The organism is Kaistia granuli DSM 23481, assembly GCF_000380505.1.
In the GTDB taxonomy this organism is placed as follows: Bacteria; Pseudomonadota; Alphaproteobacteria; order Rhizobiales; family Kaistiaceae; genus Kaistia; species Kaistia granuli.
In genome coordinates, this window is the sequence record NZ_AQYH01000002.1 from 230,799 (window position 1) to 253,135 (window position 22,337).

22 protein-coding genes are annotated in these 22,337 nt (G+C 66.2%); 9 read left to right on the forward strand and 13 right to left on the reverse strand.

Annotated elements, in window-relative coordinates; translation table 11 throughout:
• Positions 1-554: 554 nt before the first annotated feature.
• The gene (locus G342_RS0102195) at positions 555-2,351 is read right to left on the reverse strand and encodes an IlvD/Edd family dehydratase (RefSeq protein ID WP_018181468.1); all 1,797 of its coding nucleotides are present in this window, start codon (positions 2,349-2,351) and stop codon (positions 555-557) included.
• Between the two features lie 136 nt (positions 2,352-2,487).
• Between G342_RS0102195 and G342_RS0102200 the strand changes: the two genes are divergently transcribed.
• Positions 2,488-3,672: a pyridoxal phosphate-dependent aminotransferase gene (locus tag G342_RS0102200; RefSeq protein WP_018181469.1), complete on the forward strand. Its 1,185-nt coding sequence runs from the start codon at positions 2,488-2,490 to the stop codon at positions 3,670-3,672.
• An 80-nt stretch (positions 3,673-3,752) separates the two neighbouring features.
• Here G342_RS0102200 and G342_RS26535 read toward each other — a convergent pair whose 3' ends face one another.
• The 3 genes from G342_RS26535 to G342_RS0102215 form a co-directional block, all read right to left on the reverse strand.
• The gene (locus tag G342_RS26535) at positions 3,753-4,463 is read right to left on the reverse strand and encodes a tellurite resistance TerB family protein (RefSeq protein ID WP_040878090.1); all 711 of its coding nucleotides are present in this window, start codon (positions 4,461-4,463) and stop codon (positions 3,753-3,755) included.
• A 391-nt stretch (positions 4,464-4,854) separates the two neighbouring features.
• A complete protein-coding gene (locus G342_RS0102210; RefSeq protein ID WP_018181471.1) occupies positions 4,855-5,496 on the reverse strand; it encodes a 2-dehydro-3-deoxy-phosphogluconate aldolase in 642 nt (213 codons plus the stop codon).
• A gap of 186 nt (positions 5,497-5,682) precedes the next feature.
• On the reverse strand, positions 5,683-6,468 hold the full coding sequence (locus tag G342_RS0102215) for a phytanoyl-CoA dioxygenase family protein (RefSeq protein WP_026304035.1): 786 nt from the start codon (positions 6,466-6,468) through the stop codon (positions 5,683-5,685).
• Positions 6,469-6,858: 390 nt separating this feature from the next.
• On the opposite strand from G342_RS0102215, the gene G342_RS0102220 reads away from it, so the two are divergent.
• Complete coding sequence (locus G342_RS0102220) at positions 6,859-8,064, forward strand: MFS transporter (protein ID WP_018181473.1); 1,206 nt, start codon at positions 6,859-6,861, stop codon at positions 8,062-8,064.
• Here the strand turns inward: G342_RS0102220 and G342_RS0102225 are convergent.
• Positions 8,061-8,837, reverse strand: a complete 777-nt coding sequence (locus tag G342_RS0102225) for an RES family NAD+ phosphorylase (protein ID WP_040878026.1) — start codon at positions 8,835-8,837, stop codon at positions 8,061-8,063. The two genes, G342_RS0102220 and G342_RS0102225, sit on opposite strands and share 4 nt — an antisense overlap.
• Positions 8,797-9,186 (reverse strand): antitoxin Xre/MbcA/ParS toxin-binding domain-containing protein, encoded by a 390-nt coding sequence (locus G342_RS0102230; protein ID WP_018181475.1) that lies wholly within the window; start codon positions 9,184-9,186, stop codon positions 8,797-8,799. Before G342_RS0102230 ends, G342_RS0102225 begins: the two co-directional genes overlap by 41 nt.
• Positions 9,187-9,388: 202 nt before the next feature.
• Between G342_RS0102230 and G342_RS22970 the strand changes: the two genes are divergently transcribed.
• From G342_RS22970 to G342_RS0102250, 4 genes are all read left to right on the forward strand, one after another.
• Complete coding sequence (locus G342_RS22970) at positions 9,389-10,105, forward strand: 3'-5' exonuclease (RefSeq protein ID WP_018181476.1); 717 nt, start codon at positions 9,389-9,391, stop codon at positions 10,103-10,105.
• 67 nt (positions 10,106-10,172) lie between these two features.
• Positions 10,173-10,847: an energy-coupling factor ABC transporter ATP-binding protein gene (locus G342_RS0102240; RefSeq protein WP_018181477.1), complete on the forward strand. Its 675-nt coding sequence runs from the start codon at positions 10,173-10,175 to the stop codon at positions 10,845-10,847.
• Positions 10,844-11,443, forward strand: a complete 600-nt coding sequence (locus G342_RS0102245; protein ID WP_018181478.1) for an energy-coupling factor transporter transmembrane component T family protein — start codon at positions 10,844-10,846, stop codon at positions 11,441-11,443. Before G342_RS0102240 ends, G342_RS0102245 begins: the two co-directional genes overlap by 4 nt.
• Before the next feature lie 49 nt (positions 11,444-11,492).
• On the forward strand, positions 11,493-12,053 hold the full coding sequence (locus G342_RS0102250; RefSeq protein ID WP_018181479.1) for a biotin transporter BioY: 561 nt from the start codon (positions 11,493-11,495) through the stop codon (positions 12,051-12,053).
• Between the two features lie 36 nt (positions 12,054-12,089).
• On the opposite strand, the gene G342_RS0102255 is transcribed toward G342_RS0102250, so the two are convergent.
• The 4 genes from G342_RS0102255 to purE all read right to left on the reverse strand — a co-directional run bounded on the left by G342_RS0102255 (position 12,090) and on the right by purE (position 18,086).
• Positions 12,090-13,082, reverse strand: coding sequence for an LLM class flavin-dependent oxidoreductase (locus G342_RS0102255; RefSeq protein WP_018181480.1), 993 nt, complete (start codon positions 13,080-13,082; stop codon positions 12,090-12,092).
• 89 nt (positions 13,083-13,171) lie between these two features.
• Positions 13,172-16,324 (reverse strand): isoleucine--tRNA ligase, encoded by a 3,153-nt coding sequence (ileS, locus tag G342_RS0102260; RefSeq protein WP_018181481.1) that lies wholly within the window; start codon positions 16,322-16,324, stop codon positions 13,172-13,174.
• 213 nt (positions 16,325-16,537) lie between these two features.
• Positions 16,538-17,617 carry a 5-(carboxyamino)imidazole ribonucleotide synthase gene (locus G342_RS0102265; protein WP_198010718.1) on the reverse strand — a complete coding sequence of 360 codons (1,080 nt, stop codon included), beginning with the start codon at positions 17,615-17,617 and terminating at the stop codon, positions 16,538-16,540.
• A 4-nt stretch (positions 17,618-17,621) separates the two neighbouring features.
• Positions 17,622-18,086, reverse strand: a complete 465-nt coding sequence (gene purE / locus G342_RS0102270) for a 5-(carboxyamino)imidazole ribonucleotide mutase (protein WP_083931026.1) — start codon at positions 18,084-18,086, stop codon at positions 17,622-17,624.
• A gap of 156 nt (positions 18,087-18,242) precedes the next feature.
• Here purE and G342_RS0102275 point away from each other — a divergent pair, with 156 nt between their 5' ends.
• Positions 18,243-18,923 (forward strand): diguanylate cyclase domain-containing protein, encoded by a 681-nt coding sequence (locus G342_RS0102275; protein WP_018181484.1) that lies wholly within the window; start codon positions 18,243-18,245, stop codon positions 18,921-18,923.
• Here the strand turns inward: G342_RS0102275 and G342_RS0102280 are convergent, their stop codons facing one another.
• Positions 18,924-19,130: a YdcH family protein gene (locus G342_RS0102280; RefSeq protein ID WP_018181485.1), complete on the reverse strand. Its 207-nt coding sequence runs from the start codon at positions 19,128-19,130 to the stop codon at positions 18,924-18,926. It lies immediately after the preceding gene.
• Positions 19,131-19,377: 247 nt separating this feature from the next.
• Between G342_RS0102280 and G342_RS0102285 the strand changes: the two genes are divergently transcribed.
• Positions 19,378-19,557, forward strand: a complete 180-nt coding sequence (locus G342_RS0102285; protein ID WP_018181486.1) for a YdcH family protein — start codon at positions 19,378-19,380, stop codon at positions 19,555-19,557.
• A 61-nt stretch (positions 19,558-19,618) separates the two neighbouring features.
• On the opposite strand, the gene G342_RS0102290 is transcribed toward G342_RS0102285, so the two are convergent.
• Positions 19,619-20,815, reverse strand: a complete 1,197-nt coding sequence (locus tag G342_RS0102290) for an OpgC family protein (RefSeq protein WP_018181487.1) — start codon at positions 20,813-20,815, stop codon at positions 19,619-19,621.
• A 79-nt stretch (positions 20,816-20,894) separates the two neighbouring features.
• Complete coding sequence (locus tag G342_RS0102295) at positions 20,895-21,656, reverse strand: sulfite exporter TauE/SafE family protein (protein WP_026304037.1); 762 nt, start codon at positions 21,654-21,656, stop codon at positions 20,895-20,897.
• A gap of 147 nt (positions 21,657-21,803) precedes the next feature.
• On the opposite strand from G342_RS0102295, the gene G342_RS22975 reads away from it, so the two are divergent.
• Positions 21,804-22,301 carry a MarR family winged helix-turn-helix transcriptional regulator gene (locus G342_RS22975; protein WP_040878029.1) on the forward strand — a complete coding sequence of 166 codons (498 nt, stop codon included), beginning with the start codon at positions 21,804-21,806 and terminating at the stop codon, positions 22,299-22,301.
• The last annotated feature ends 36 nt before the right edge of the window (positions 22,302-22,337 follow it).

A 22,337-nucleotide genomic window follows, 5' to 3' on the forward strand; every position in this document is an offset into this window, starting at 1 on the left:
GACAATTAGGCCAAGATCGATCGGGATGGAATTCTTCCTGTTGCCTGTCCTCGACCATCCAGACGTCCGGGCCCTTTCAGGCGGGTCGCGCGGCTCCCTTTCCTTGAACCTCCCCCTTGAGGGGAGGTCGAAAACGCCCTTCCCGTTTCGGGAGGGGGTGCTGGAAATCCGACGATGAAACCCCTCCGCAAGACGGCCCGGAGGCGGTCTTGACCCTCCCTCAAGGGTACGGTTCGGGCACCTCAGGATGATGGCCGAGCCTTGGGAATGAGAGATCCCGCCAATATGCCCACCCTCCGCCGTCATCCCGGCGAAGGCCGGGATCCAGACACACCTGCCCGTGCCGAGCGGGCTAGACCAGGATTTCTCGGCCGGTGTTCATGGGCCCCGGCCTCCGCCGGGGCGACGACCTCCATGGTCAGTCACCTCTCCCTCGAGGAAGGTGAAGAACATCCCGTCCGATGGACCACTCCCCCCGAAACAACATGACCGGCCGCGAGGGCCGGTCATGCAGGGTTCGAAACGTCCGGAGGCCAAAGCCCCCGGGCGAAGGATCAGTGGTTGTCGCGCGGTACGCCGTAGGTCTGGTGGACCTTCTGGTACTTGACGGCCGGCTTCAGCACCATGCCGTCCGCCAGCTGGTCGGTCAGCGCGCGCTGGATCTCCTGCCACGGCGTCTGGCTCGGCGGGATCGGGAAGCCGCCGGCGGCGTTGAGCGACGCGCGGCGTGCTGCCAGTTCCTCGTCCGAGATCAGGATGTTGGCCGAGCCCTTGTTCAGGTCGACGCGGACGCGATCGCCCGTCTGCAGCAGCGCGAGACCACCGCCGGCGGCGGCTTCCGGCGATGCGTTCAGGATCGACGGCGAGCCCGACGTGCCCGACTGGCGACCGTCACCGATGCAGGGCAGCGAGAGGATGCCGCGCTTGATGAGGGCTGCCGGCGGCTGCATGTTCACGACCTCGGCCGCACCCGGATAGCCGATCGGGCCGGTGCCACGGATGAACAGGATGCAGTGCTCGTCGATGTTGAGCGCCGGGTCGTCCAGGCGGTGGTGGTAATCCTCCGGACCGTCGAACACGATGGCGCGGCCCTCGAAGGCCTCGGGATCGTTCGGGTTCGACAGATAGCGGTCGCGGAATTCCTTCGAGATCACGCTGGTCTTCATGATCGCGCTGTCGAACAGATTGCCGCGCAGCACGATGAAGCCGGCGTCCTGCACCAGCGCCGTCTCGAAGGTGCGGATGACGTCCGGCAGCTCGATCTCGGCGTTGCGGCAGTTGTCGCCCATCGTCTTGCCGTTGACGGTCATCGCATTCTCATGGATGAGGCCGTGCTTCATCAGCTCGGAGACGACGGCGGGCACGCCGCCGGCATGCTGGTAGTCTTCACCCAGATACTTGCCGGCCGGCTGCAGGTTGACCAGCAGCGGCACCTTGTGGCCGACCGTCTGCCAGTCGTCGACGGTGACGTCGACGCCGATGTGACGGGCGATGGCGTTGATGTGGATCGGCGCGTTGGTCGAGCCGCCGATCGCCGAGTTGACGACGATGGCGTTCTCGATCGCCTCGCGGGTGATGATGTCGGACGGCTTCAGGTCTTCCCAGACCATCTCGACGGCGCGCTTGCCGGTCTCGTAGGCGATCTGCTGACGCTCGCGATACGGCGCCGGAATGGCGGCCGAACCGGGCAGCTGCATGCCGAGAGCCTCGGCCAGCGAGTTCATCGTCGAGGCCGTGCCCATCGTGTTGCAATAGCCGGTCGACGGGGCGGACGAGGCGACGATCTCCATGAACTCTTCATAGTTGATCTCGCCGGCGGCCAGCCGCTCGCGCTGCTTCCAGACGACCGTGCCGGAGCCGGTGCGCTCGCCCTTGTACCAGCCGTTCAGCATCGGGCCGACCGACAGCGCGATCGCCGGGATGTTGACGGTGGCGGCGGCCATCAGGCAGGCCGGCGTGGTCTTGTCGCAGCCGATCGTCAGCACGACGCCGTCGAGCGGGTAGCCGTAGAGCAGTTCGACCAGGCCGAGATAGGCAAGGTTGCGGTCGAGCGCGGCACCCGGACGCTTGCCCGTCTCCTGGATCGGATGGACGGGGAATTCCATCACCAGGCCACCCGCCTCGCGCACGCCTTCGCGAACGCGCTCCGCCAGCACCAGGTGGTGGCGGTTGCATGGCGACAGGTCCGAACCGGTCTGGGCGATGCCGATGATCGGCTTGCCGGACTGCAGTTCCTTGCGCGTCAAGCCGTAGTTCAGATAGCGCTCCATGTAGAGCGCGGTCATGCCGGGATTGTCCGGATTATCGAACCAGGACTGCGAACGAAGCTTGAGCGGCGTGGTGGACGACATGGTAAGAGGGCTCCCGGAAAATCGGATTTGATTTTGGGCTGAGGATGCGCTGAAACATCATACGAAATCAATGGGCGTCTGATTGCAGCCGCAACAAAATCGGGCGCGCCCAAGGACATACCCAGGGAGGCTACATATGTTCCAAACAGTCGCCAACTTCGAGCGCATCGGCGAGGAGAACGCATTCGCCGTTCTGGCGCGGGCGACCGACCTGGCCCGCCAGGGTCGCGACATCATCAATCTCGGCATCGGCCAGCCGGATTTCAAAACCCCGGACCACATCGTCGAGGCAGCGGTCAAGGCGCTGCGCGACGGCGAGCACGGCTATACGCCCGCGACCGGCATCCTGCCGCTGCGCGAAGCCGTCGCCGCCGACGTCCAGAAGCGCACCGGCGCGCCGGTCTCGCCCGACAATGTCGTGATCGTGCCGGGCGGCAAGGTGACGATGTTCGCGGCGATCCTGATGTTCGGCGAAGTGGGCGCCGACATCCTCTATCCCGATCCCGGCTTCCCGATCTACCGCTCGATGATCGAGTTCACCGGCGCCAATCCGGTCGCCGTGCCGATCCGCGAGGAAAACGGCTTCGCCTTCTCGGCCGAGGAAACGCTGGCGCTGATCACGCCGAAGACGCGGCTGATCATCCTGAATTCGCCGGCGAACCCGACTGGCGGCGTCACGCCGAAGAGCGAGATCGACAAGCTGGTCGCGGGCCTGGCCAAATGGCCTGATGTCGCGATCCTGTCCGACGAGATCTACGGCCAGATGATCTATGACGGGCTGGAGCACACCTCGCTGCTCTCCTATCCGGAGATCCGCGACCGCGTCATCCTGCTCGACGGCTGGTCGAAGACCTACGCCATGACCGGCTGGCGCATGGGCTATTCGGTCTGGCCGACGGCGCTCGTCGACAAGGTGCGCAAGCTCGCGGTGAATTGCTGGTCCTGCGTCAACGCCCCGGCGCAGTTCGCCGGCCTCGCCGCGCTGACCGGCCCGCAGGACGCGGTGCATGCGATGGTGGCCGAGTTCGATCGTCGCCGCGCCGTCGTGGTCGAGGAGATGAACAAGCTTTCGGGCATCACCTGCGCCACGCCGAAGGGCGCCTTCTACGCCTTCCCGAACATCAAGGCGACGGGCTGGAAGGCCAAGCCGCTCGCCTCGGCGTTGCTGGAGCAGGCCGGCGTCGCCACCATTGGCGGCCCCGATTTCGGCATTTATGGCGAAGGCTATATCCGCCTCTCCTACGCCAACTCGACCGAGAACATCCGCAAGGCGATCGCCCGCATCGAGGAGTTCCTGCAGGCGAACATCAAGGCGGCCTGATCTCTTGGATCGCTGAATCAAAAAGGGCGCGGAACCGACCGGTTCCGCGCCCTTTGGTTAGCCATGTGCCCTGGCGCGCGTTAGGCGGCGGCGCCGGCGATCACCCGCTCGATCTCGCTCTTGAGCCCGTTATCGAGGCCGAGGCGGGCCGCCAGCATGTCGAGATAGGCGCGCTCGGCCGGATGGTCGGGATCGATCGCGAGCAGCGACGCGGCATAGAGCTCGATCGCGTGCTCCGGCCCGGTCGCCGAATCCACCACCTTGTTGAGGTCGAGCGGGCCGGCAAGCTCCCTGTCGAGGAACGCCCGCTCCTCGCCCGAAAGCCCGCCTTCGCCGAGCTTGCCGAGGATCTTCTGCTTTTCCTCGGCGTCGATCGTGCCGTCGGCCTTGGCCGCGGCGATCATCGCCGAGACGATCGTCAGCGCCATCGCATCCGGCCCCCCCGGCGCGTTGGCCGGATGGAAGGGCGAATCCGCCGGCGGCAGCGCCGCCGGGCTTCCGGCCGGCACCGGGGCAGCCGGCGCGTCGGGATTGTTGATCTTGTATTGCTGGTAGGCCTTGTAGGCGAGCGTGCCGATGGCGGCGAGGCCGCCCAAAGTCAGCGCGTCGGCCTTGAGCTTCGGCCCCTTGCCGCCGAACAGCACGGCCGCCAGGCCGCCGGCGCCGGCCATCGTCATGCCCGGATTCTGCTTGGCGTATTCGGTGACCTTGCCGACAATATCGCCAATGCCGCCACCCTGACGCCCACCGGCCGCCGCGCCGGACGAAGGGGCGCCGGCGCCACCGAGCATGCCACCGATCAGGTCACCCAAGCCGCCAGCCCCACCAGCGCCACCGGCCGCGCCACCGGCACCGCCCGCGCCACCGAGCATGCCGCCCAGAAGGTCGCCGAGGCTGCCGCCGCCGGCGCCGCCACTCGGCGGCGCGGACGTCTGGCCACCGCTGCCGAGCGAGCCGCTCATCCGGCTGAGATCGCCGAGCCCACCCTGCCCCCGGCCACCGGCCTGGCCGGATGCCGCGCCGAGCAGCTGGTCGAGAATGCTCTTGCCGTCGATCATCTCACTCTTCCCTATGTTTGTTCGCCTGAACCGCAGTTGGGAAGTAGTGAGCCCCCATCGCCGCGACAAGGCAAGCCGTCGCGGCGATGGCGTTTTATTGGGAAGGCCCGCAAGCATCCGCCGGTCAGGCGGCGCGCAGCTCGAATGCTTCTCGCGCCAGCTTGGTGATCGCGGCCCAGTCGCCGGCGGCGATGGCGCTCGCCGGGGCAACCCAGGAGCCGCCGACGCACATGACGTTCGGCAGCGACAGATAGCTCAGCGCGTTCTTCAGGCTGACGCCGCCGGTCGGGCAGAACATCAGGCTGGGCAGCGGCGACGACAGCGCCTTCAGGTAGGGCGCGCCGCCGGCCTGCTCGGCCGGGAAGAACTTGGCGGCGCCATAGCCTGCCTCGAGCAGCGTCATCGCCTCGCCGGCGGTGGCGACGCCCGGCAGCAGCGGCACCGGCGAGCCGGCCGCATGCGCGATCAGCTTCGGGCTGGCGCCGGGACTAACCAGGAAGCTGGAGCCGGCCGAGACGGCCTCGTCGAACTGCTTCGGGTTCAGGATCGTGCCGGCGCCGACATTGGCGCCTTCCACCTCGGCCTTGATGGCGCGGATGCAGTCGAGGGCGGCGGGGGTGCGAAGCGTCACCTCAAGCGCGGTCAGGCCGCCGGCGACCAGCGCCCGGGCCAGCGGCACCGCGGTCTTGACGTCTTCGATGATCAGCACCGGGACGACCGGCGCGGCTTTCACGATCGGGAGAAGGGCGGAGAGGTTCTGGGTCATGTTTTTGTTCTAGCCAATGGGTCGGCGGAGCGGAAGAGCGATCTCGCCCTTTCCAATCGGACACCGAAGAAAGGGAGGGCTGGCGGGGGCAGGACCCTGCGCGCAGCGTCGTCTCGCCGGCCGCGCCCGGCGGCAGCGTGGGACGGTAGGCCCGCGATGCACGAGACCGCTTGATGGCCGCCCGAACTAGAACGTCAGCCCGCAAGCCTGACGGATGGCGATCTGGACCGCCGATGGCGGCAAGGCCGGATCAAACTCGCCCCTCGGCAACAGGGGCGGCTGCGCCATGAAGCGCGGCCACTTTCCCCGATGACCTTGCGCGGCATGAACGAGGAAGGGATGGCACAGAAAGACGGTACCCGCCGCACCGGTTGCCAGTTCCAGCTCGCAGTCTTCGGTCGAGGCGTAGCCCTTGGCGGATAGCTGCCTGAGCGTCGCACCCCCTTCGCCGTAAGGCAGCAGTTCCCGAGCGATGGTGGCATGCGAGCCTTTCCGGATTCGCGTGGGCGCATCGTTGGGACCGACGTCCGAAAACAGGAAAAGCATCAGCAAGGCACGCCCACTGCTCCTCACATTGGCCCGCCATTCCATGAAATCCGGGCTGTCGCCAAAACTCATATCGACATGCCAGCCATCATCGCCGGATGGCTCTGGCGACGGAAAGCGGATCGGAAAGGTTCCAAGGCCTGTGGGCGCAAGCCAACGGCCCTCGCCCGCAAGTTGATCGTAGGCTCTGCGCAGGCGTTGCGTGTTCGCGGCCTCAACGAAGGGAGGCGAAAACTTGGATCCGACCCGAATGACAGCTCTGGTCCAGCGTTCCGGCTCGTTCGGCGACAACCCGATATCGGCCCAGAGCTCGTCCCTGCATTGCCTCGCGAGGTCGCTGCTGAAGGCATTCTCGATCTTGACGAAGCCATCGTCGACAAAACCCTGAACCTGGGCGGAGGTCAGGCCGAACTGCCGGTCTTGCACGCTAGGATCCTCCAACGCCACCGTGTCCGCAGAGTTGTCTTCCTCTGCCGGCGCAGAGCGCCTGGACGACTTTGGGGCCTCAGATCGACAGGAAGAACGTCGACCTGAACATCATGCAGGGACGCTATGCCCGGCAGCGAACGAAATCAAGGAACCTGCGTGCAGAGGTTCGTCTTCAGGATCGCCACGGCAAGAACGCGAAGCCGACCCCAATCCCCTTGAAAGACGATTGGGGAGGACTGCTCCGTTCGGGAGACAAGAAAACGTAACGCAGCTCATCACAAAGTCCTGCCCGCCTGTCGAAATCGCCCTCCCTCGTTCGTCGACTGGCTGTGATGGGCAGCGGTCGGTTGCGCCCGCGCGCTGTCTTCCTTCGAAGGATCTTGCAGCATGACCAACTTCAATCGCTGGACAATCGTCTTCGCCGGCGCGCTGATGGGCTGTGTCGCCATCGGCACGATGTTCTCTCTCGCCGTCTTCCTCGATCCGATGTCGGCCGATACCGGCTGGTCGCGGGCCGGCATATCAAGCGCCATGACGCTCAACTTCCTCGTCATGGGCGTCGCCGGCATCTTGTGGGGCATGGCGAGCGATCGCTTCGGGCCGCGCATCGTCGTGCTGGCCGGATCGCTGCTGCTCGGGCTGGCGCTGGTTCTGGCCAGCCGGGCGACCTCGCTTCTGGCCTTCCAATTGACCTTCGGCCTTCTCGTCGGCCTCGCCGCCAGCGCCTTCTTCGCCCCCGTCACCGCGGCGGTCACCGGCTGGTTCACCACCAACCGAAGCCTGGCCGTCTCTCTGGTCTCGGCCGGCATGGGCATGGCGCCGATGACCATCTCGCCCTTCGCCCGCTACCTGATCACCGCCTATGACTGGCGCTTCGCCATGCTGGCCATCGGCATCGGCGCCTGGCTGGTCCTGCTTCCGGCGACCCTCCTGCTCAGCCGGCCGCCCGCATCGCCGGCGTCGAGCCCGGCCGCCGGCAACGCGCCCTCAGGCGGCATGACGATGACGGACGTGCTGCGCTCGCCGCAGTTCTGGATCCTCGGCCTCACCTTCTTCGCCTGCTGCGCCGCTCATTCGGGGCCGATCTTCCACATGGTGAGCTATGCGATCGTCTGCGGCGTCTCGCCGATGGCGGCCGTCAGCATCTACAGCGTCGAGGGACTGGCCGGCCTCGGCGGCCGCCTGCTGCTCGGCGTCGCCGCCGACCGGATCGGTGTAAAGCCGGTTCTGGTCGCCGGCCTGATCGTGCAGGCGGTGGTCATCGCCGCCTACAGCGCCGTCAGCGCGCTCGAACAGTTCTATCTGCTCGCGCTCGTCTTCGGGGCGGCCTATGGCGGCGTGATGCCGCTCTACGCCGTGCTGGCGCACGACTATTTCGGCCAGAAGAACCTCGGTGCCGTGCTCGGCGCCGCCGGCATGCTGTCGAGCATCGGCATGGCGCTCGGGCCCTGGATCGGCGGCTGGATCTTCGACACCTTCCAGAACTACGCCTGGCTGTTCATCGGCTCGTCGATCGTCGGTCTCGGCGCCGTGGCGATCGCCCTCGCCTTCCCGCCGCTACCGCGCCGTGAAGCGCAGGCGCAGCCGGCCTAATCCTCGCCGCGGCGCCGGTTGAACCCGGCGATGCGCGGATCGGCAGCAAAGGCGTCAGGCGGAAACTCCACCGCCTGACGCGGAAATTCGCAAAGCGCCTGGACGCCGCTGGCGCTCAATCGGATCCGCCAGGTCTGGCGTTCGACCGGAGCCGGGCGCGCGAAGGCCCGGCACATCAGGACCGCCAGATTGGCGCCGCCTTCGGGATCGCGCACCGACCGGTAGCGGATGACGTCGCCATCCGCCGCGCGCACCGCATCGGCGAAGGCCTGGCAACCCTGATAGTCGGTGCGATCCGTCCATACAGCCGCGTCGGCCGAGAGCGGCTCCCCTGTCAGATCCAACGCTCTCGCCGTCGCGATCTCTGCCGAGAAGGCGGTATATTCCGCCGCATCGCGCGGCCAGGGTGTCGACGGCGACTCGGCAAAGAACAGCAGCCGATAGAACGCCATCTCGGCCACCGCCGTCCTCGGCGTCTCGGCCGCATAGTAGACCCCGAGCGTCCGCCCCGCCCGCCGGAAGCGCGAGCCATGGGGATAGAGCGCGCCGTAGCGGAACGGGGTTGCGAGCAGGAAATCGAGCTGCCGGCATTCCGGCGGTATCGCCGGCTTGGCGTCCTCGATCAGTTCCTCCAGCAAGGCCTGCTCGGCGAGCGTGTCGGTCAGCTTCAGGGTCGAGACCCGGTGCTGCGCCTCGACGAGCCGCCAGCACGGCCCGGCCAGGCGCCGGAACTCAGACGAGAGCGCGGCGGGCGTCCAGATAGGCAATGACATCGACCAGCCCGCTCACGGTTTGCAGCTTCTCGATCGGCCGCCCGCCGAGAGCCAGGTTGGGATTGCCGAGCCAGGCCGCGGCGACGGCATCGTCGCCCCCGACAATGGCATCGAGCGAACGAAACAGGCGAACGAGAAGGATGGCGAGCTCGAACGGCTTCGTGCCAGGCTGAAGCCCGAACTCGCCGCGCCGCATGCGTGACACCGTCGCCTCGCTGAGGCCGAGGATCGCGGCCAGAAGCCGCGCCGTGAGGCGGAGCTGCTCCGAAGCCCGCAGGACGGCCTTGGTGACGACGGGCCCGGCCTCGGGCCGCACGGCCGTGACAGGATGGTGGGTCTGCATCGCCATCTCCTTTCCTCAGAAAATATAGATGCTATTTCTTTCATTGGAAAGAGACTTCAACGCCGGTCTCCTGCGGACGCCGGCATTCGACGGTGATTGACCCGACCGCCACCGCCCTCTATCGCAGGATCACCCCATCCGGGACAGGACGCGCGCAACGCTGCGGGATCTCTCCGGAAACCGACGTCGATGGTAGCCGGAGCGCTTCTTGACCAACACCGCTGAAAGCCTTCTCCAGGCTCTGCTCGACACCGTGCCGGGTCGAACCGCCGAAGCGATCGCGGAGATCGTCGCTCCGGCGCGGGTGAGCCCCTTCCCGGAGGGACCATTCCGTTTCTTTGCGCTCGATGTCGAAACGGCGAACAACCACCGGGGCAGCCTTTGCCAGATCGGCGTCGCCTGCGTGCGCGCCGACAACACGATCGAAACCTGGGTGACGCTGGTCGATCCGGAAACCGATGTGTGGATCTGGAGCGGCCTGCACGGCATCACGGCCGGGAGGGTGCAGGGCGCGCCGACCTTCGCGGAGGTGCTGCCCGTGCTGGAGGCGGCGCTGGAGGGCAGCACGGTCTACCAGCATTCCGGCTTCGACCGCAGCGCCATCACCGCCGCCTGCGCCGATGCCGGGCTTTCGGCTCCCGCCTGGTTGTGGCGCGACAGCGTCCAGGTGGCGCGGGCGGCATGGCCCGAACTGAAGGGCAATGGCGGGCATGGGCTCGCCAGCCTCAAGGTTCATCTCGGGCTCGAATTCCACCACCATGACGCCGGCGAGGACGCGCGCGCGGCGGCGGAGGTCGTCCTCAGGGCCGAAGGCGTCGGGCTGACGATATCCGTGGCGACCCGGACCGTGTCCGCCGACACCGAGCGCTGCGGCGGCGGCGAGCACAGCCGGAGCGCCGCGATCCCTGCCTCCAACGGCGATTGACCCGGCGCATCGCAGCCTCTATCGCATGCGGCATTGCACAATCCGCAAGCGGGGGCGCGAAACGCGCATGATCGTGCTGGAAGCGGTCAGCCATGATTTCGACGGCCGGCCCGTTCTCGACGGAATCGACTGCGCGCTCGCGGAGCGGCGCATCGGCATCGTCGGCGCCAACGGCTCCGGCAAGAGCACGTTTGCACGGCTGCTGAACGGGTTGGTCCTGCCGAAGGCAGGTCGGGTGCTGATCGACGGCGTCGACACCAGGAAGGACGTCAAGGCGATCCGCCGCAAGGTCGGCTTTGTGTTCCAGAACCCCGACCACCAGATCGTCATGCCGATCGTCGCCGAGGACCTCGCCTTCGGCTTGAAGGCACGCAAGGTGCCGAAGGGCGAGATCGACGCCCGCATCGACGCGGCGCTTTCCCGCTACCAGCTCGGCCATCTGCGCGAACGGCCGGTGCATCTGCTTTCCGGCGGCGAGAAGCAGCTGGTGGCGATGTCGGCCGTGCTCGTCACCGAGCCGGAACTCGTCGTCTTCGACGAGCCGACCACCCTGCTCGACTTGCGAAACCGCAACCGCGTCGCCGACGCCATCGACGCGCTGCCGCATCCGGTCCTCGTCGTCAGCCACGATCTCGAGCTGATCGCCGGCTTCGACCGCGTGCTGATGATCGAGGACGGCCGCATCGCCGCCGACGGATTGCCGGGCGAGGTGCTGCCCTTCTATCGCGAGCGGATGCGATGACGATCGGGCTCTATCATCCGGGTCGCTCGCCCCTGCATCGCGCCAGCGCCGGCGCCAAGGTGGCGGGCCTGCTGGTCCTGTCACTGGCGCTGTTCCTGGTGCCGTCTGAAATCGTCGTCTTCGCCAGCGTGCCGCTCGCCTTCGCCGTCTACCTCTCGACCGGCGTGCCCTTCCGCAGCCTGTTGGCGCAATTGCGCGGGCCGGCGATCCTGCTCGGCATCATCTTCGCCTTCCATCTCGTCTTCGGCACCGTCGCCGAGGGCCTGCTCGCCGTGGCGCGTTTCGCGACGCTGATCCTGCTCGCCAGCGCCGTGACGCTGACGACGCCGGTCTCGGCGATGGCGGAGCTGGTCGAATGGGGGCTCGGACCGCTGCGGCCGCTCGGCGTCAATCCGGCAAAGGTCGGGCTCGCCATCGCGCTTTCGATCCGCTTCGTCCCGCTGATCGCGGAGGAATTCCGCTTGATCCGCGAAGCGCAGGCTGCACGCGGCCTCGCCGCCAACCCGCTGGCGCTGATCGTGCCGCTGGTCATCCGCACGCTGAAATCCGCCGATGAACTCGCCGACGCCATCGAGGCGCGCGGATATGAGTCATGAGGACGGATTTTGAAATGTATCATTCACTCGAACTAGGGACGGAGATCCGATGAGCCGGGACGTTTCAACGCGCGACATCGTCTATATCGCGCTGTTCGCAGCCCTGATGGCGGCGATCAACCTGGTGCCGGCCTTCCAGGTCGGCTTCCTGCCGGTGCCGATCACCGCCCAGACGCTGGGCGTCATGCTGGCAGGCGCGCTGATCGGCGCCAAGCGCGGCGCGCTCGCCATCCTGCTCTTCGTGCTGCTGGTGGCGCTCGGCCTGCCGCTGCTCTCCGGAGGCCATGGCGGCCTCTCGGTCTTCTTCGGCCCGACCGCCGGCTTCATCATCGCCTGGCCGTTCGCCGCCTTCGTCACCGGCTGGCTGACCGAGATCAACTGGCGCCGGATGAACGCGGTGCTGTTCTTCGTCTTCTCCGCCATCGGCGGCATCGGCGTCGTCTACCTGATCGGCATCCCCTGGCTCGCCATGGTCGCCAAGCTGTCGCTGTGGGATGCCGCCATGGGATCGCTGATCTTCGTGCCGGGCGATCTGATCAAGGCGGCGGTCGCCGCCGTCATCGCCGAGACGGTGCGGCGGAGCTACCCGCTGATGCAGGCGGCGCGCTAACGCGCCGCTACCGGAACGCTAACAAGATCGGCGCTGTTAACCGGCGCCGATCCCGGCCACCTCCGCGATCAGCTCGACCGAGCGCAGCCGCGCGGCATGGTCATAGACGTCCGAGACGAGGATCAATTCGTCGGCGCCGGTCCCCTCGACCAGCGCCTGCATCCCGCTCCGCACCGTCTGCGGCGAGCCGACGATCGAGCGGGCCAGCATCGACTTCGCCTGTGCCCGTTCCATCGGCGACCAGTAGGTCTCGATATCGTCGATCGGCGGCTTGGAAAGTCCGCGCGCGCCGCGGAACATGTCGGCGAACGACATCTGCTGCGTCGTCGCCAGCCGGGTCGCCTCGGCATCCGTCTCCGCCGCGATCACGTTGACGCCGACCATGGCATAGGGCCGGTCGAGCTGTTCCGACGGCTTGAATCGGCTCCGATAGATCTCCAGCGCCGGCAGCAGCAGGTCGGGGGCGAAATGCGAGGCGAAGGCGTAGGGCAAGCCCAGCTCCGCCGCCAGCATGGCGCCGAAATTGCTGGAGCCGAGGATCCAGAGCGGCACTTCGGTGCCGGCGGCCGGCACGGCGACGATGCGCTGCTCGGGGCCCGCAGGCGCCAGAAAAGCCTGCAATTCCAACACGTCCTGCGGAAAATTCTCCGAATTTCCCGGCGGCCGGCGCAAGGCGCGGACCGTCACCTGGTCGGTGCCGGGCGCCCGGCCGAGGCCGAGATCGATCCGGCCGGGGAACAGGCGCGCCAGCGTGCCGAACTGCTCGGCGATGATGTAGGGCGCGTGGTTCGGCAGCATGATGCCGCCGGCGCCGACGCGGATGGTCTTGGTGCCGGCGGCGATATGGGCGAGCACGATCGAGGTGGCGGCGCTGGCGATGCCCGGCATGTTGTGATGCTCGGCCACCCAGATGCGGTTGTAGCCCCAGCCTTCGGCATGGGCCGCCAGGTCGCGGGCATTGTCGAGCGCGCCCCGCGCGTCTGTCTCCTCGGTCACCCGGACGAGTTCGAGAATGGACAAGGGCGTCATGGCTGCTCCCATCATGGCCCGGCAGTCGCCGGAAACAAATTCGCCCGGCCGAGGGTCGGCCGGGCGATAACAATCAATATATCAGAGCCTTAGCGTGCGACACGGACACCGATCGCGATCGGCTCGTCGAGCAGGCTCGTCTCGGAGACGAAGCCTTCCGGCTGGTTGTCGGTCGGGCGCAGCGTCTCGGCCAGCGTCTCGGCGCGAACCTGGTCGGCATGGGCGAGGATCGCCTCGGCCGCGCCATTGGCGATCTTCACCTCGATATGAATCCGGTCCGAGATGTTCAGGCCGGCCTCCTTGCGCGCTGTCTGCACCAGGCGGATGAAATCGCGCGCAACGCCTTCACGCTCGAGCGCTTCGTCCACCTTCGTATCGAGCACGACCACGCCGGCGGCGCCGTCGAAGGCGACCGCGTCGAGGCCTTCATTGGCCTTGAAGCGCAGCTCGTATTCGCCCGGCTCGATGGTCTGGCCCGCGACCGCATAGCGGCCATCGCCGAGATCTTCCCACTCGCCCGCCCGCGCCGCGTTGAGCACGTCCTTCAGACCCTTGCCGAGCCGCTTGCCGATCTTCGGATCGACGGCGAGCACGACCTGGCCGAAGGCGGACGGATCGGCCGCCAGCACGACTTCCTTGACGTTGACCTCGTCGGCGATGACGTCCTTCAGCATGGCGAGCTTCTCGAAGCCCGGATGGGCAACGGTCAGCGTCCGGAGCGGCAGGCGCGTGCGCAGGTTCTTGACCGTGCGGATCGAGGCGGCGGCGGATGCGACCGTGCGGGCCAGATCCATGCGCTCGACCAGCGCCTTGTCGTCGACCAGCGCCGAGGCGTCCGGCCAATCGGCCAGATGCACGCTGGTTCCGTCGACCAGCGCCCGGTGGATGTGCTCGGTCAGGAACGGCAGGAACGGCGCCAGCGCGCGCGTCATCGTCACGAGCACGGTGTAAAGCGTGTCGTAGGCAGCCTGCTTGTCGGCGTCCTTCTCGGCCTTCCAGAACCGGTCGCGCGAACGGCGGATGAACCAGTTGTTCAGGGCCTCGATGAAGGGCGGGAACGCGTTGGTGGCGCCGGCAAGATCGAGCTTCTCCATCGACGCCTCGATGCCGCGGATCAGGTCTGCGGTCTTGGCGAGGATATAGCGATCGAGCTCCGCTTCGGCGGTCGTGACCATCCGGCCCTTGATGCCGTCGATATTGGCGTAGAGCGTATAGAACGAATACGCGTTCCAGATCGGCAGCATGACCTGGCGCACCGTCTCGGCGATGGCGCGGCCGTCCTTCGGCATGGCGAGATCACCACCGGAGAGCAGCGGCGACGACACCAGATACCAGCGCAGCGCGTCGGCGCCGTAGGTGTTGAAGACCTCGATCGGATCCGGATAGTTCTTCAGCCGCTTCGAGAGCTTCTGCTTGTTCTCGTCCAGCACGACGCCGTGACAGACGACCGAGCGGAACGGCGCCTTGTCGAACAGCGCCGTCGACATCACCATCAGCGTGTAGAACCAGCCGCGCGTCTGCGCGACATATTCGACGATGAAGTCGCCGGGGAAATGCCCCTCGAACCAGTCCTTGTTGTCGAACGGGTAATGCACCTGCGCGAACGGCATCGAGCCGCTCTCGAACCAGCAGTCGAGCACGTCCTCGACGCGGCGCATCACCGACTTGCCGGTCGGATCATCCGGGTTCGGGCGGGTCAGATCATCGATATAGGGGCGGTGCAGATCCTTCGGGCGCACGCCGAAATCCCGCTCGAGTTCGTCGAGCGAGCCATAGACGTCCAGGCGCGGATAGTTCGGATCATCCGACTTCCAGACCGGGATCGGCGAACCCCAGAAGCGGTTGCGGCCGATGTTCCAGTCGCGCGCATTCTCCAGCCACTTGCCGAAAAGGCCATCCTTGATGTGGCCCGGCACCCAGTCGATGCCCTGGTTCAGCTCGACCATGCGATCCTTGAACGCCGAGACCTGGACATACCAGGAGCGCAGCGCCTTGTAGATCAGCGGCTGGTCGGTGCGCCAGCAATGCGGATAGTTGTGGTCATAGGTCTCGTGGCGCAGCACGGCGCCCTGAGCCTTGACGTCCCGGATGATGTCCTTGTTCGCCTCGAAGACGTTCATGCCGGCGTAGGGCGGCGTCAGCTCGGTGAAATTGCCGGCGAAATCGACCGGGTCGACGACGGGGATGCCGTTCGACTGGCCAAGCGCCATGTCGTCCTCGCCGAAGGCGGGGGCGATATGGACGACGCCGGTGCCGTCGGTCATCTCGATGAAGGCGGCCGCATGCACGCGGAAGGCGCCCGCCTCCCGCTCGCCGGCGAAGAAGGGGAACAGCGGCTGATAGGTGCGACCGACGAGATCGGCACCCGAGACCGTCCCGACCTCGGTGTAGTCGGCCAGCTCGTGCGCGTAGTTCGCCACCAGCGGCGCGCCGAGGATGACGCGCTCATTGCCCTTCTCAAGCACCGCGTAGTCGGCATCGGCCTTGATCGCCAGCGCCATGTTGGACGGCAGGGTCCAGGGCGTCGTCGTCCAGGCAAGCAGGCGCGTCGGCACGGTCTCGCCCGCTACGGGATCGAGCAGAAAGCCAACGGTGAGCGCCGGGTCCTGGCGCATGCGGTAGGAGTTGTCGAGACGGGTCTCGAAGTTCGAGAGCGGCGTCTGGGCTGCCCAGCTATAGGGCACGACGCGGTAACCCTCATAGATCAGGCCCTTGTCGTGCAGCTGCTTGAACGCCCACATGACGCTCTCCATGAAGGAGAGATCCATCGTCTTGTAGTCGTTCTTGAAATCGACCCAGCGCGCCGAGCGCGTGACATAGTATTCCCAGTCCGCGGTGAACTGCTGCACCGAGGTCCGGCAATGCTCGTTGAATCGGGCGACGCCGTATTTCAGTATCTCGAGGCGGCCGGAGACGCCGAGTTCCTTCTCGGACTGCATCTCGGCGGGCAGGCCGTGGCAATCCCAGCCGAAACGGCGATCGACGACCTTGCCGCGCATCGTCTGATAGCGCGGGACGAGATCCTTGACGAAGCCAGTGACGAGATGGCCGTAATGCGGCAGGCCGTTGGCGAAGGGCGGGCCGTCATAGAAGACGAATTCCGGCGCGCCGGTCTCCCGGCGCTGTTCGATCGAGCGCTCGAAGATCTCGTTCTCTTTCCACCATGCACCGATCGCTTCCTCGATCTTGGGGAAGGAGGGCGACGACTCGGCGGCGGGATAGACGGTCTTCGGCTCTGTCATGGCGAATGTCTTTGTTCTTGTCGGAAATCGTGGGCGGAAATAGGGGCCTTCGATAGCGCCTTTGCGGCAATGGCGCCACCCCTGACGGCAGGGGCCCTGATATGGGGCGTCAGGCGGCAAACCGAAAGGCCCCGGCTGCAAAGCCGGCAAGCCTGTTGTCGGCGAGAAGGGCTCCATCCCTCCCCCTGGCGGGAGGGATGGAGAATGGGTCGCTCAGCGGCGGCGCGGAAGAAACCGGTTCACGTGGCCCATCTTGCGGCCGGCGCGGCTTTCGCTCTTGCCGTAGAGATGCAGTCGCGCGCCCGGCTCGGCGGCGAGCGCCGCCCAGTCGTCGGCCTCGGCGCCGATCAGATTGGTCATCACGGCGTCCGAATGACGCTCGGTCGAGCCGAGCGGCCAGCCGGCGATGGCGCGGATATGGTTCTCGAACTGCGAGACCAGGCAGCCATCCTGCGTCCAATGGCCGGAATTGTGCACGCGCGGCGCGATCTCGTTGACGATCAACCGCTCGCCATCAGCCTCCTCGACGACGAACATCTCGACCGCCAGCAAGCCGACATAGCCCAGCGCGTCCGCCACCTTGGCGGCGATCGCCCGCGCCGCGTCGGCGGTCGCTTCCGACAGCTGCGCCGGAACGGTCGAGGTGGCGAGGATGTGGTTGCGGTGGACGTTCTCGACGATGTCGTACACCGCCGTCTCGCCACTCCGGCCGCGCACCACCAGGGCTGAAACCTCGCGCGCAAAAGTGACAAAGCCTTCGAGAACGGCCGGCTTGCCGGCAATCGCCTCGAAGGCGGCCGCCGCGTCGTCACCGGCACGGATCGCGACCTGACCCTTGCCGTCATAGCCGAAGCGACGGGTCTTCAGGATCGACGGTCGTCCGAGTGCCTCGAGGGCTGCCTCCAGCCCGGCGAGATCCTCGACCGCGGCAAACGGCGCGACCGGGATACCGAGGCTCTGCATCAGTTCCTTTTCCGACAGCCGGTCCTGTGACACAGACAGCGCCCGCGGTCCCGGCAGCACATCGACCTGCTCGCCCAGGAAGTCGGCGGTCGCTGCTGGCACGTTCTCGAACTCGTAGGTGACGACATCCACCGAACCGGCGAAGGCCGACAGCGCCGACTGGTTTTCATAGGCGGCGACGGTACGCGCCGCCGCGACGTCGAAGGCCGGGCTTTCGCCGTCCGGGCAATAGACATGGCAGCGGAAGCCGAGCTCGGCCGCCGCGGTCGCCAGCATCCGGCCGAGCTGACCGCCACCGAGAATGCCGATGGTCGATCCGGGCTTGAGCATCGCCTCACCCTTCATCGGAAGGGCTCTCGGCGACACGGGCGGTCTGGGCGGCCCGCCAGGCATCGAGGCGGCCGGCCAATGCCGGATCGTTCAGGGCGAGGATCGACACCGCCAGCAAAGCGGCGTTGATGGCGCCGGCCTTGCCGATCGCCAACGTGCCGACGGGAACACCGCCGGGCATCTGGACGATCGAGAGCAGGCTGTCCTGGCCGGAGAGCGCCTTCGATTCCACCGGCACGCCGAGCACCGGCAACGGCGTCATCGCCGCGCACATGCCCGGCAGGTGGGCTGCGCCGCCCGCGCCGGCGATGATCACCTTGAAACCCTGATCCCGGGCGGATTTCGCGAAATCGACCAGCCGGTCCGGCGTCCGGTGCGCCGAAACGATGCGGTCGTCATGCGCGACGCCGAGCGCATCCAGCGTCTCGGCCGCGTGCCGCATCGTCTGCCAATCCGATTGGCTGCCCATGATGATGGCGATTGGCGCCGTCTTATCTGCCAAGTTCTCGTCTCCGACCTTGCGGGAAGGCGCGGATTATAGAGAGGGACGCCCGGGCCGCAAGGCACGCTCCATGACTTACGCGTCGTTAACCAGAATTGAACCAAGCCACGGCAAAGTTCGCGCATGTCCAGCGCGCCCGCCCTCAACCCTCGTCCTCACGCTCCGACCGAACGCGATCCGGCTTCGGCTTCGCGGCGGCGCGAGTACAATCCCGACGACGTCACGGCCGACCTGCCGGTCGAGCAGCGCTCCCTGGTCATGCGTCTGGCCGAAGAAGTGGCCGCCCTTCGGCGCGCGCTCGACGCCAGCCAGCACCGCATCGCGGCGCTGGAGGTCGAGGCGGCCGAGGAACCGATCTCCGGACTGCTCAATCGCCGCGCCTATCTTCGCGAGATCGAGCGCGCGATCGCGTTCCAGACACGCTATCCGATGACCTGCGGCATCGCTTTGATCGACATCGAGGGACTCGACGCGATCCGGGCCTCCGGCGGGCAAGGTGGACTGAACCGGGCGCTGCGCACCATCGGCCAGACGCTGCGCGCCGGCATACGCTCCTGCGACGTGGCGGCGCGGACGGGCAACGAGCAGTTCGCCGTCGTGCTGTGGAATTCGACGCCGGCCGATTGCGGCCATCGCGTCAACGGCCTGCAGCGTGCGATCGCAGGGCTCGACCTGCTGCCCGAGCCGGCCGAGGGCATCACGTCCAGCTCCGCCGTCGTCATGATCGAGCCGGGCATGACCGCCGATCAGGTGGTCGCCTCGGCCGAAGCGATGCTGCCCGGAACCGACGTCGACCTCGCCTGATCAGGCAATGATGTCCGGCAGCAGCTGGTCTTCCAGCGAGACCATGCGGTCCTTCAGCGCCAGCTTGCGCTTCTTCAGACGCTGAATGCGCAGCGGATCGATCTTGCCGGTTTCGGACATCACCGAAATGGCGGCGTCGAGATCGCTGTGTTCCTGACGGAGCCGCGCCAGCTCGAAGCGGATTTCCTGTTCTTCTTCCTCGGTCATTCACCCCAACCTTGCCGAGTTCAGACCGGCTCATGCCCGCAGGATACATGCTTGCGACGGGCCTTGCGAGAGGCGGATCGCACCTTGCCCCCTTGAACCTCGCCATCCAAGGGCACAGATCAAAAGAGAACCGGGCCGGTCACGGTGCCGCCCCCGCGGGTGGTCCGCGATCGATCCGGTTCGACAGCAACCCCCGTCTATGGCACGATCTGGTGCCGTCATCGATCAACGAAGGGAGGCAGTTTTAATGTCCATCGATTCGCATCTTGCCGAGCTGGAAAGACGCCACGAGGCGCTCTCCAGAGAAATCGACCAGGCCACCAATCACCCGAGCGCCGATACGCTGGAATTGGTAGCCATGAAGAGACGCAAGCTGCAGCTCAAGGACGAGATCGCCCGACTGAAGGGTAACAGCACCGTTCACTGATTGGTGATACAGATTTTGCGAAGCGCCGCGATCCTCGCGGCGCTTTTGCTTTGTGGCGAGCCTATTCGGCCGCCACCAGGCCGGACGGGCTGGCGCCGCGCTCGGCCGCTTCGGCCGCCGGACGACGCTTCGCCGCCGGACGGATCCAGTCGAGATAAGCGGTGAGCGCGAACAGCACGGCAAGCCCCGCCCCGATCAGGATGGTGTCGACCACCAGGCTGTAACCGGTGAAGATCGGATCGTTCGGCAGGCCCAGGACGTTTTCGCGGACGATATGTCCGGCGACGCTGAGCAGCGTTCCCAGCCAGAACACCGGCAACGTGTGACGGCCGAGCCGGACGATCCAGTTGCCCTCGTCAAGCCGGCGCTTCAGGAAGGCCGGCAGCGGGCTGAAGATCACGACGTAACTGAGCGACAGCACGTGCAGCAGGCGGAATACGCCGACCCAGGTCTTGTTGAAGCCCGACAGCCAGAACCATTCCGGCAGCACCGGGAACTTGTCCCAGTGGGCGCCGAGCACCAGCACGGACGCCGCCACCAGATAGAACAGCGCGAACAGATAAAGTGGCCGCGAGAAAGGCAACTTCTCGCCGCGCCGCAGCATGACGCCGCCGACGAAGCCGATCGTGAACAGGAACTGCCAGGCAAGCGGGTTGAAGAACCAGCCGCCATCGCCGGGATAATTCGGCACGGTCAGGCGGAAGACATTGGTGACGACCCAGAAAGCGAAGCTCGCCCCCAGCGCCAGCCCGAGATGCACCCGGGCGAGCAGCATGATCAGAGGCAGCATCGCCATCATGACCATGTACATCGGCAGGATATTGAAGTTGCCGGTCTGGTAGGTGAGCATGCCGATGCCGGCCAGCGCCTTCACCGGCTGCTCGACGAGCCAGTGCCGCTCATCCGGAAGCATCAGTCCCGGAGCCTCGAGGTAGATCGAGGCGGCGGCATAGATGGCGAAGCCCGCCGCCATCGCCGCCAGATGGGCGATGTAGAGCGTGCCGATGCGTTTGCCGACCAGGCCGACCGAATTCACCGCTTGCCCCGAGGCGAAGCGCGGGAAATAGGCGAGCGCGGCAGAGACACCCGCCAGCAGCACGAAGATCTCGGCCGCATCGGACAGGCCGAAATTCCGATGGGTGAAATTCGAGAACAGATTGCCGGGAATGTGATTGACGAAAATCGAGATCAACGCCAACCCGCGGAAGAAATCGATCCGATAGTCGCGCGGCATGGCATTGGGGAAGGCACGATACATTCGAAGACCCTAGATTTCGTCGATCCGCGCCGAACTAGCCGGCGAACAAGGCGGGCTTGCGGCAGCCCGCCCAGCTTCTTCAATGGACGAGCAGCGACATGGCTCCGTCCCATGTCAGCTTCAGGCCGATCACCATGACAAAGATATAGGACAGTCCATAGAAGAGGGACTGGTCGATGACGCGCACGATCCAGATCCCGACGACCGTCATCAGCGCGGCAAACGGGAACAAAACCGCCGCCGTCGAAAGGTTGGCGGCATCGAACTGGCCGAGGAAGAAATAGGGAACGAGCTTCACGGCATTGGTAACGGCGAAGAAGATCACCGAGGTGCCGACGAACACCTGCTTGTCCAGCCGGAGCGGCAGCGCGTACATCTGGAATGGCGGTGCGCCAGCGTGGCTGACGAAGGACGTGAAGCCGGCGAGAGTGCCCCAGAACGCGCCCTTGGTCGAATTGGGCGGCATCGGCTTGGCCCGCAGCCGATCACCGAACCAGTAGTTCAGCGCGAACAGGATCGAGATGACGCCGACGAGCAGCCGGACGAAATCTTCCTTCACATAGGCGGCCGTCATCCAGCCGACCGTGATGCCGACAATTGAAGCGGGCAGCATGACGACGAGGGTGCGCCGGTCGAAGATCCGCCGGTAGAAAAACAGGCTGATGCCGTCCATCACCAGCAGGATCGGCAACATGATCCCGGCCGCCTGGATCGGCGAGATGACCAGGGCCAGTACCGGCACGGCGAGCATTCCCATGGCGCCGCCGAAACCGCCCTTGGACAGGCCAGCGAGCGCCACGGCGGGCAAGGCCGCAGCATAAAATGCTATATCTGTAAACATGGAGAGGCGTCGGCGGGCTTTGCTAGGTCAGAATGAATCGATTTATCCTTCTTCGCCGGCGAAATCCACCGTTTCCCCCGCTTTCTGGAGGGTCGACCCAATAAAGTCACATTGCGTAATATTCGAGAGCTTATTATATAGGAAGGTATGAATACTCCGCCCGCAGAAAATGATCTCGGCTTCCTGATCAACGACGTTGCGCGTTTGATTCGTCGTGCCTTCGATCAACGGGCGCAGGGATGTCAGCTGACCCGAGCGCAGTGGCAGGTACTCGCTTTCCTCTTCCACAATGAGGGATCGAACCAGGCAACGGTGGCGGACGCGCTCGATGTCGAGCCGATCACTTTGTCCCGCCATATCGACCGGCTGGAAGCGCTCGGCTATGTGTCCCGGGTCCCCGATCCGGCCGACCGCCGGGCCCGGCGCCTGCACCTGACCGACAAGGTTCGCCCGCTCCTCGACGAGATGAAGGTCATCGGTTCGAGCGTGATGGCGACGGCCCTCGAAGGCGCCACCGCGTCGGAGACGGAGCTTATGTCGAAACTACTCGGCCGCATGCGCAGCAACATGACCGGCCGTGGCTTCGACACGCTGACCGTCGACGCCATGAAGAGCGCCGCAGTGCGGGTCCCGCAAAAAGTCTGATACGAATTCCGGACAGCCGTCGTGCCAGCATCCGCT

Bases quoted from the DNA above. Each gene is read 5' to 3' on its own strand.
- G342_RS0102195 (WP_018181468.1), bottom strand. From the start codon at position 2,351: ATGTCGTCCACCACGCCGCTCAAGCTTCGTTCGCAGTCCTGGTTCGAT.
- G342_RS0102200 (WP_018181469.1), top strand. From the start codon at position 2,488: ATGTTCCAAACAGTCGCCAACTTCGAGCGCATCGGCGAGGAGAACGCA.
- G342_RS26535 (WP_040878090.1), bottom strand. From the start codon at position 4,463: ATGCTCGGTGGCGCCGGCGCCCCTTCGTCCGGCGCGGCGGCCGGTGGG.
- G342_RS0102210 (WP_018181471.1), bottom strand. From the start codon at position 5,496: ATGACCCAGAACCTCTCCGCCCTTCTCCCGATCGTGAAAGCCGCGCCG.
- G342_RS0102220 (WP_018181473.1), top strand. From the start codon at position 6,859: ATGACCAACTTCAATCGCTGGACAATCGTCTTCGCCGGCGCGCTGATG.
- G342_RS0102225 (WP_040878026.1), bottom strand. From the start codon at position 8,837: ATGTCATTGCCTATCTGGACGCCCGCCGCGCTCTCGTCTGAGTTCCGG.
- G342_RS0102230 (WP_018181475.1), bottom strand. From the start codon at position 9,186: ATGGCGATGCAGACCCACCATCCTGTCACGGCCGTGCGGCCCGAGGCC.
- G342_RS0102240 (WP_018181477.1), top strand. From the start codon at position 10,173: ATGATCGTGCTGGAAGCGGTCAGCCATGATTTCGACGGCCGGCCCGTT.
- G342_RS0102245 (WP_018181478.1), top strand. From the start codon at position 10,844: ATGACGATCGGGCTCTATCATCCGGGTCGCTCGCCCCTGCATCGCGCC.
- G342_RS0102250 (WP_018181479.1), top strand. From the start codon at position 11,493: ATGAGCCGGGACGTTTCAACGCGCGACATCGTCTATATCGCGCTGTTC.
- G342_RS0102255 (WP_018181480.1), bottom strand. From the start codon at position 13,082: ATGACGCCCTTGTCCATTCTCGAACTCGTCCGGGTGACCGAGGAGACA.
- ileS (WP_018181481.1), bottom strand. From the start codon at position 16,324: ATGACAGAGCCGAAGACCGTCTATCCCGCCGCCGAGTCGTCGCCCTCC.
- G342_RS0102265 (WP_198010718.1), bottom strand. From the start codon at position 17,617: ATGCTCAAGCCCGGATCGACCATCGGCATTCTCGGTGGCGGTCAGCTC.
- purE (WP_083931026.1), bottom strand. From the start codon at position 18,086: ATGGGCAGCCAATCGGATTGGCAGACGATGCGGCACGCGGCCGAGACG.
- G342_RS0102275 (WP_018181484.1), top strand. From the start codon at position 18,243: ATGTCCAGCGCGCCCGCCCTCAACCCTCGTCCTCACGCTCCGACCGAA.
- G342_RS0102280 (WP_018181485.1), bottom strand. From the start codon at position 19,130: ATGACCGAGGAAGAAGAACAGGAAATCCGCTTCGAGCTGGCGCGGCTC.
- G342_RS0102285 (WP_018181486.1), top strand. From the start codon at position 19,378: ATGTCCATCGATTCGCATCTTGCCGAGCTGGAAAGACGCCACGAGGCG.
- G342_RS0102290 (WP_018181487.1), bottom strand. From the start codon at position 20,815: ATGTATCGTGCCTTCCCCAATGCCATGCCGCGCGACTATCGGATCGAT.
- G342_RS0102295 (WP_026304037.1), bottom strand. From the start codon at position 21,656: ATGTTTACAGATATAGCATTTTATGCTGCGGCCTTGCCCGCCGTGGCG.
- G342_RS22975 (WP_040878029.1), top strand. From the start codon at position 21,804: ATGAATACTCCGCCCGCAGAAAATGATCTCGGCTTCCTGATCAACGAC.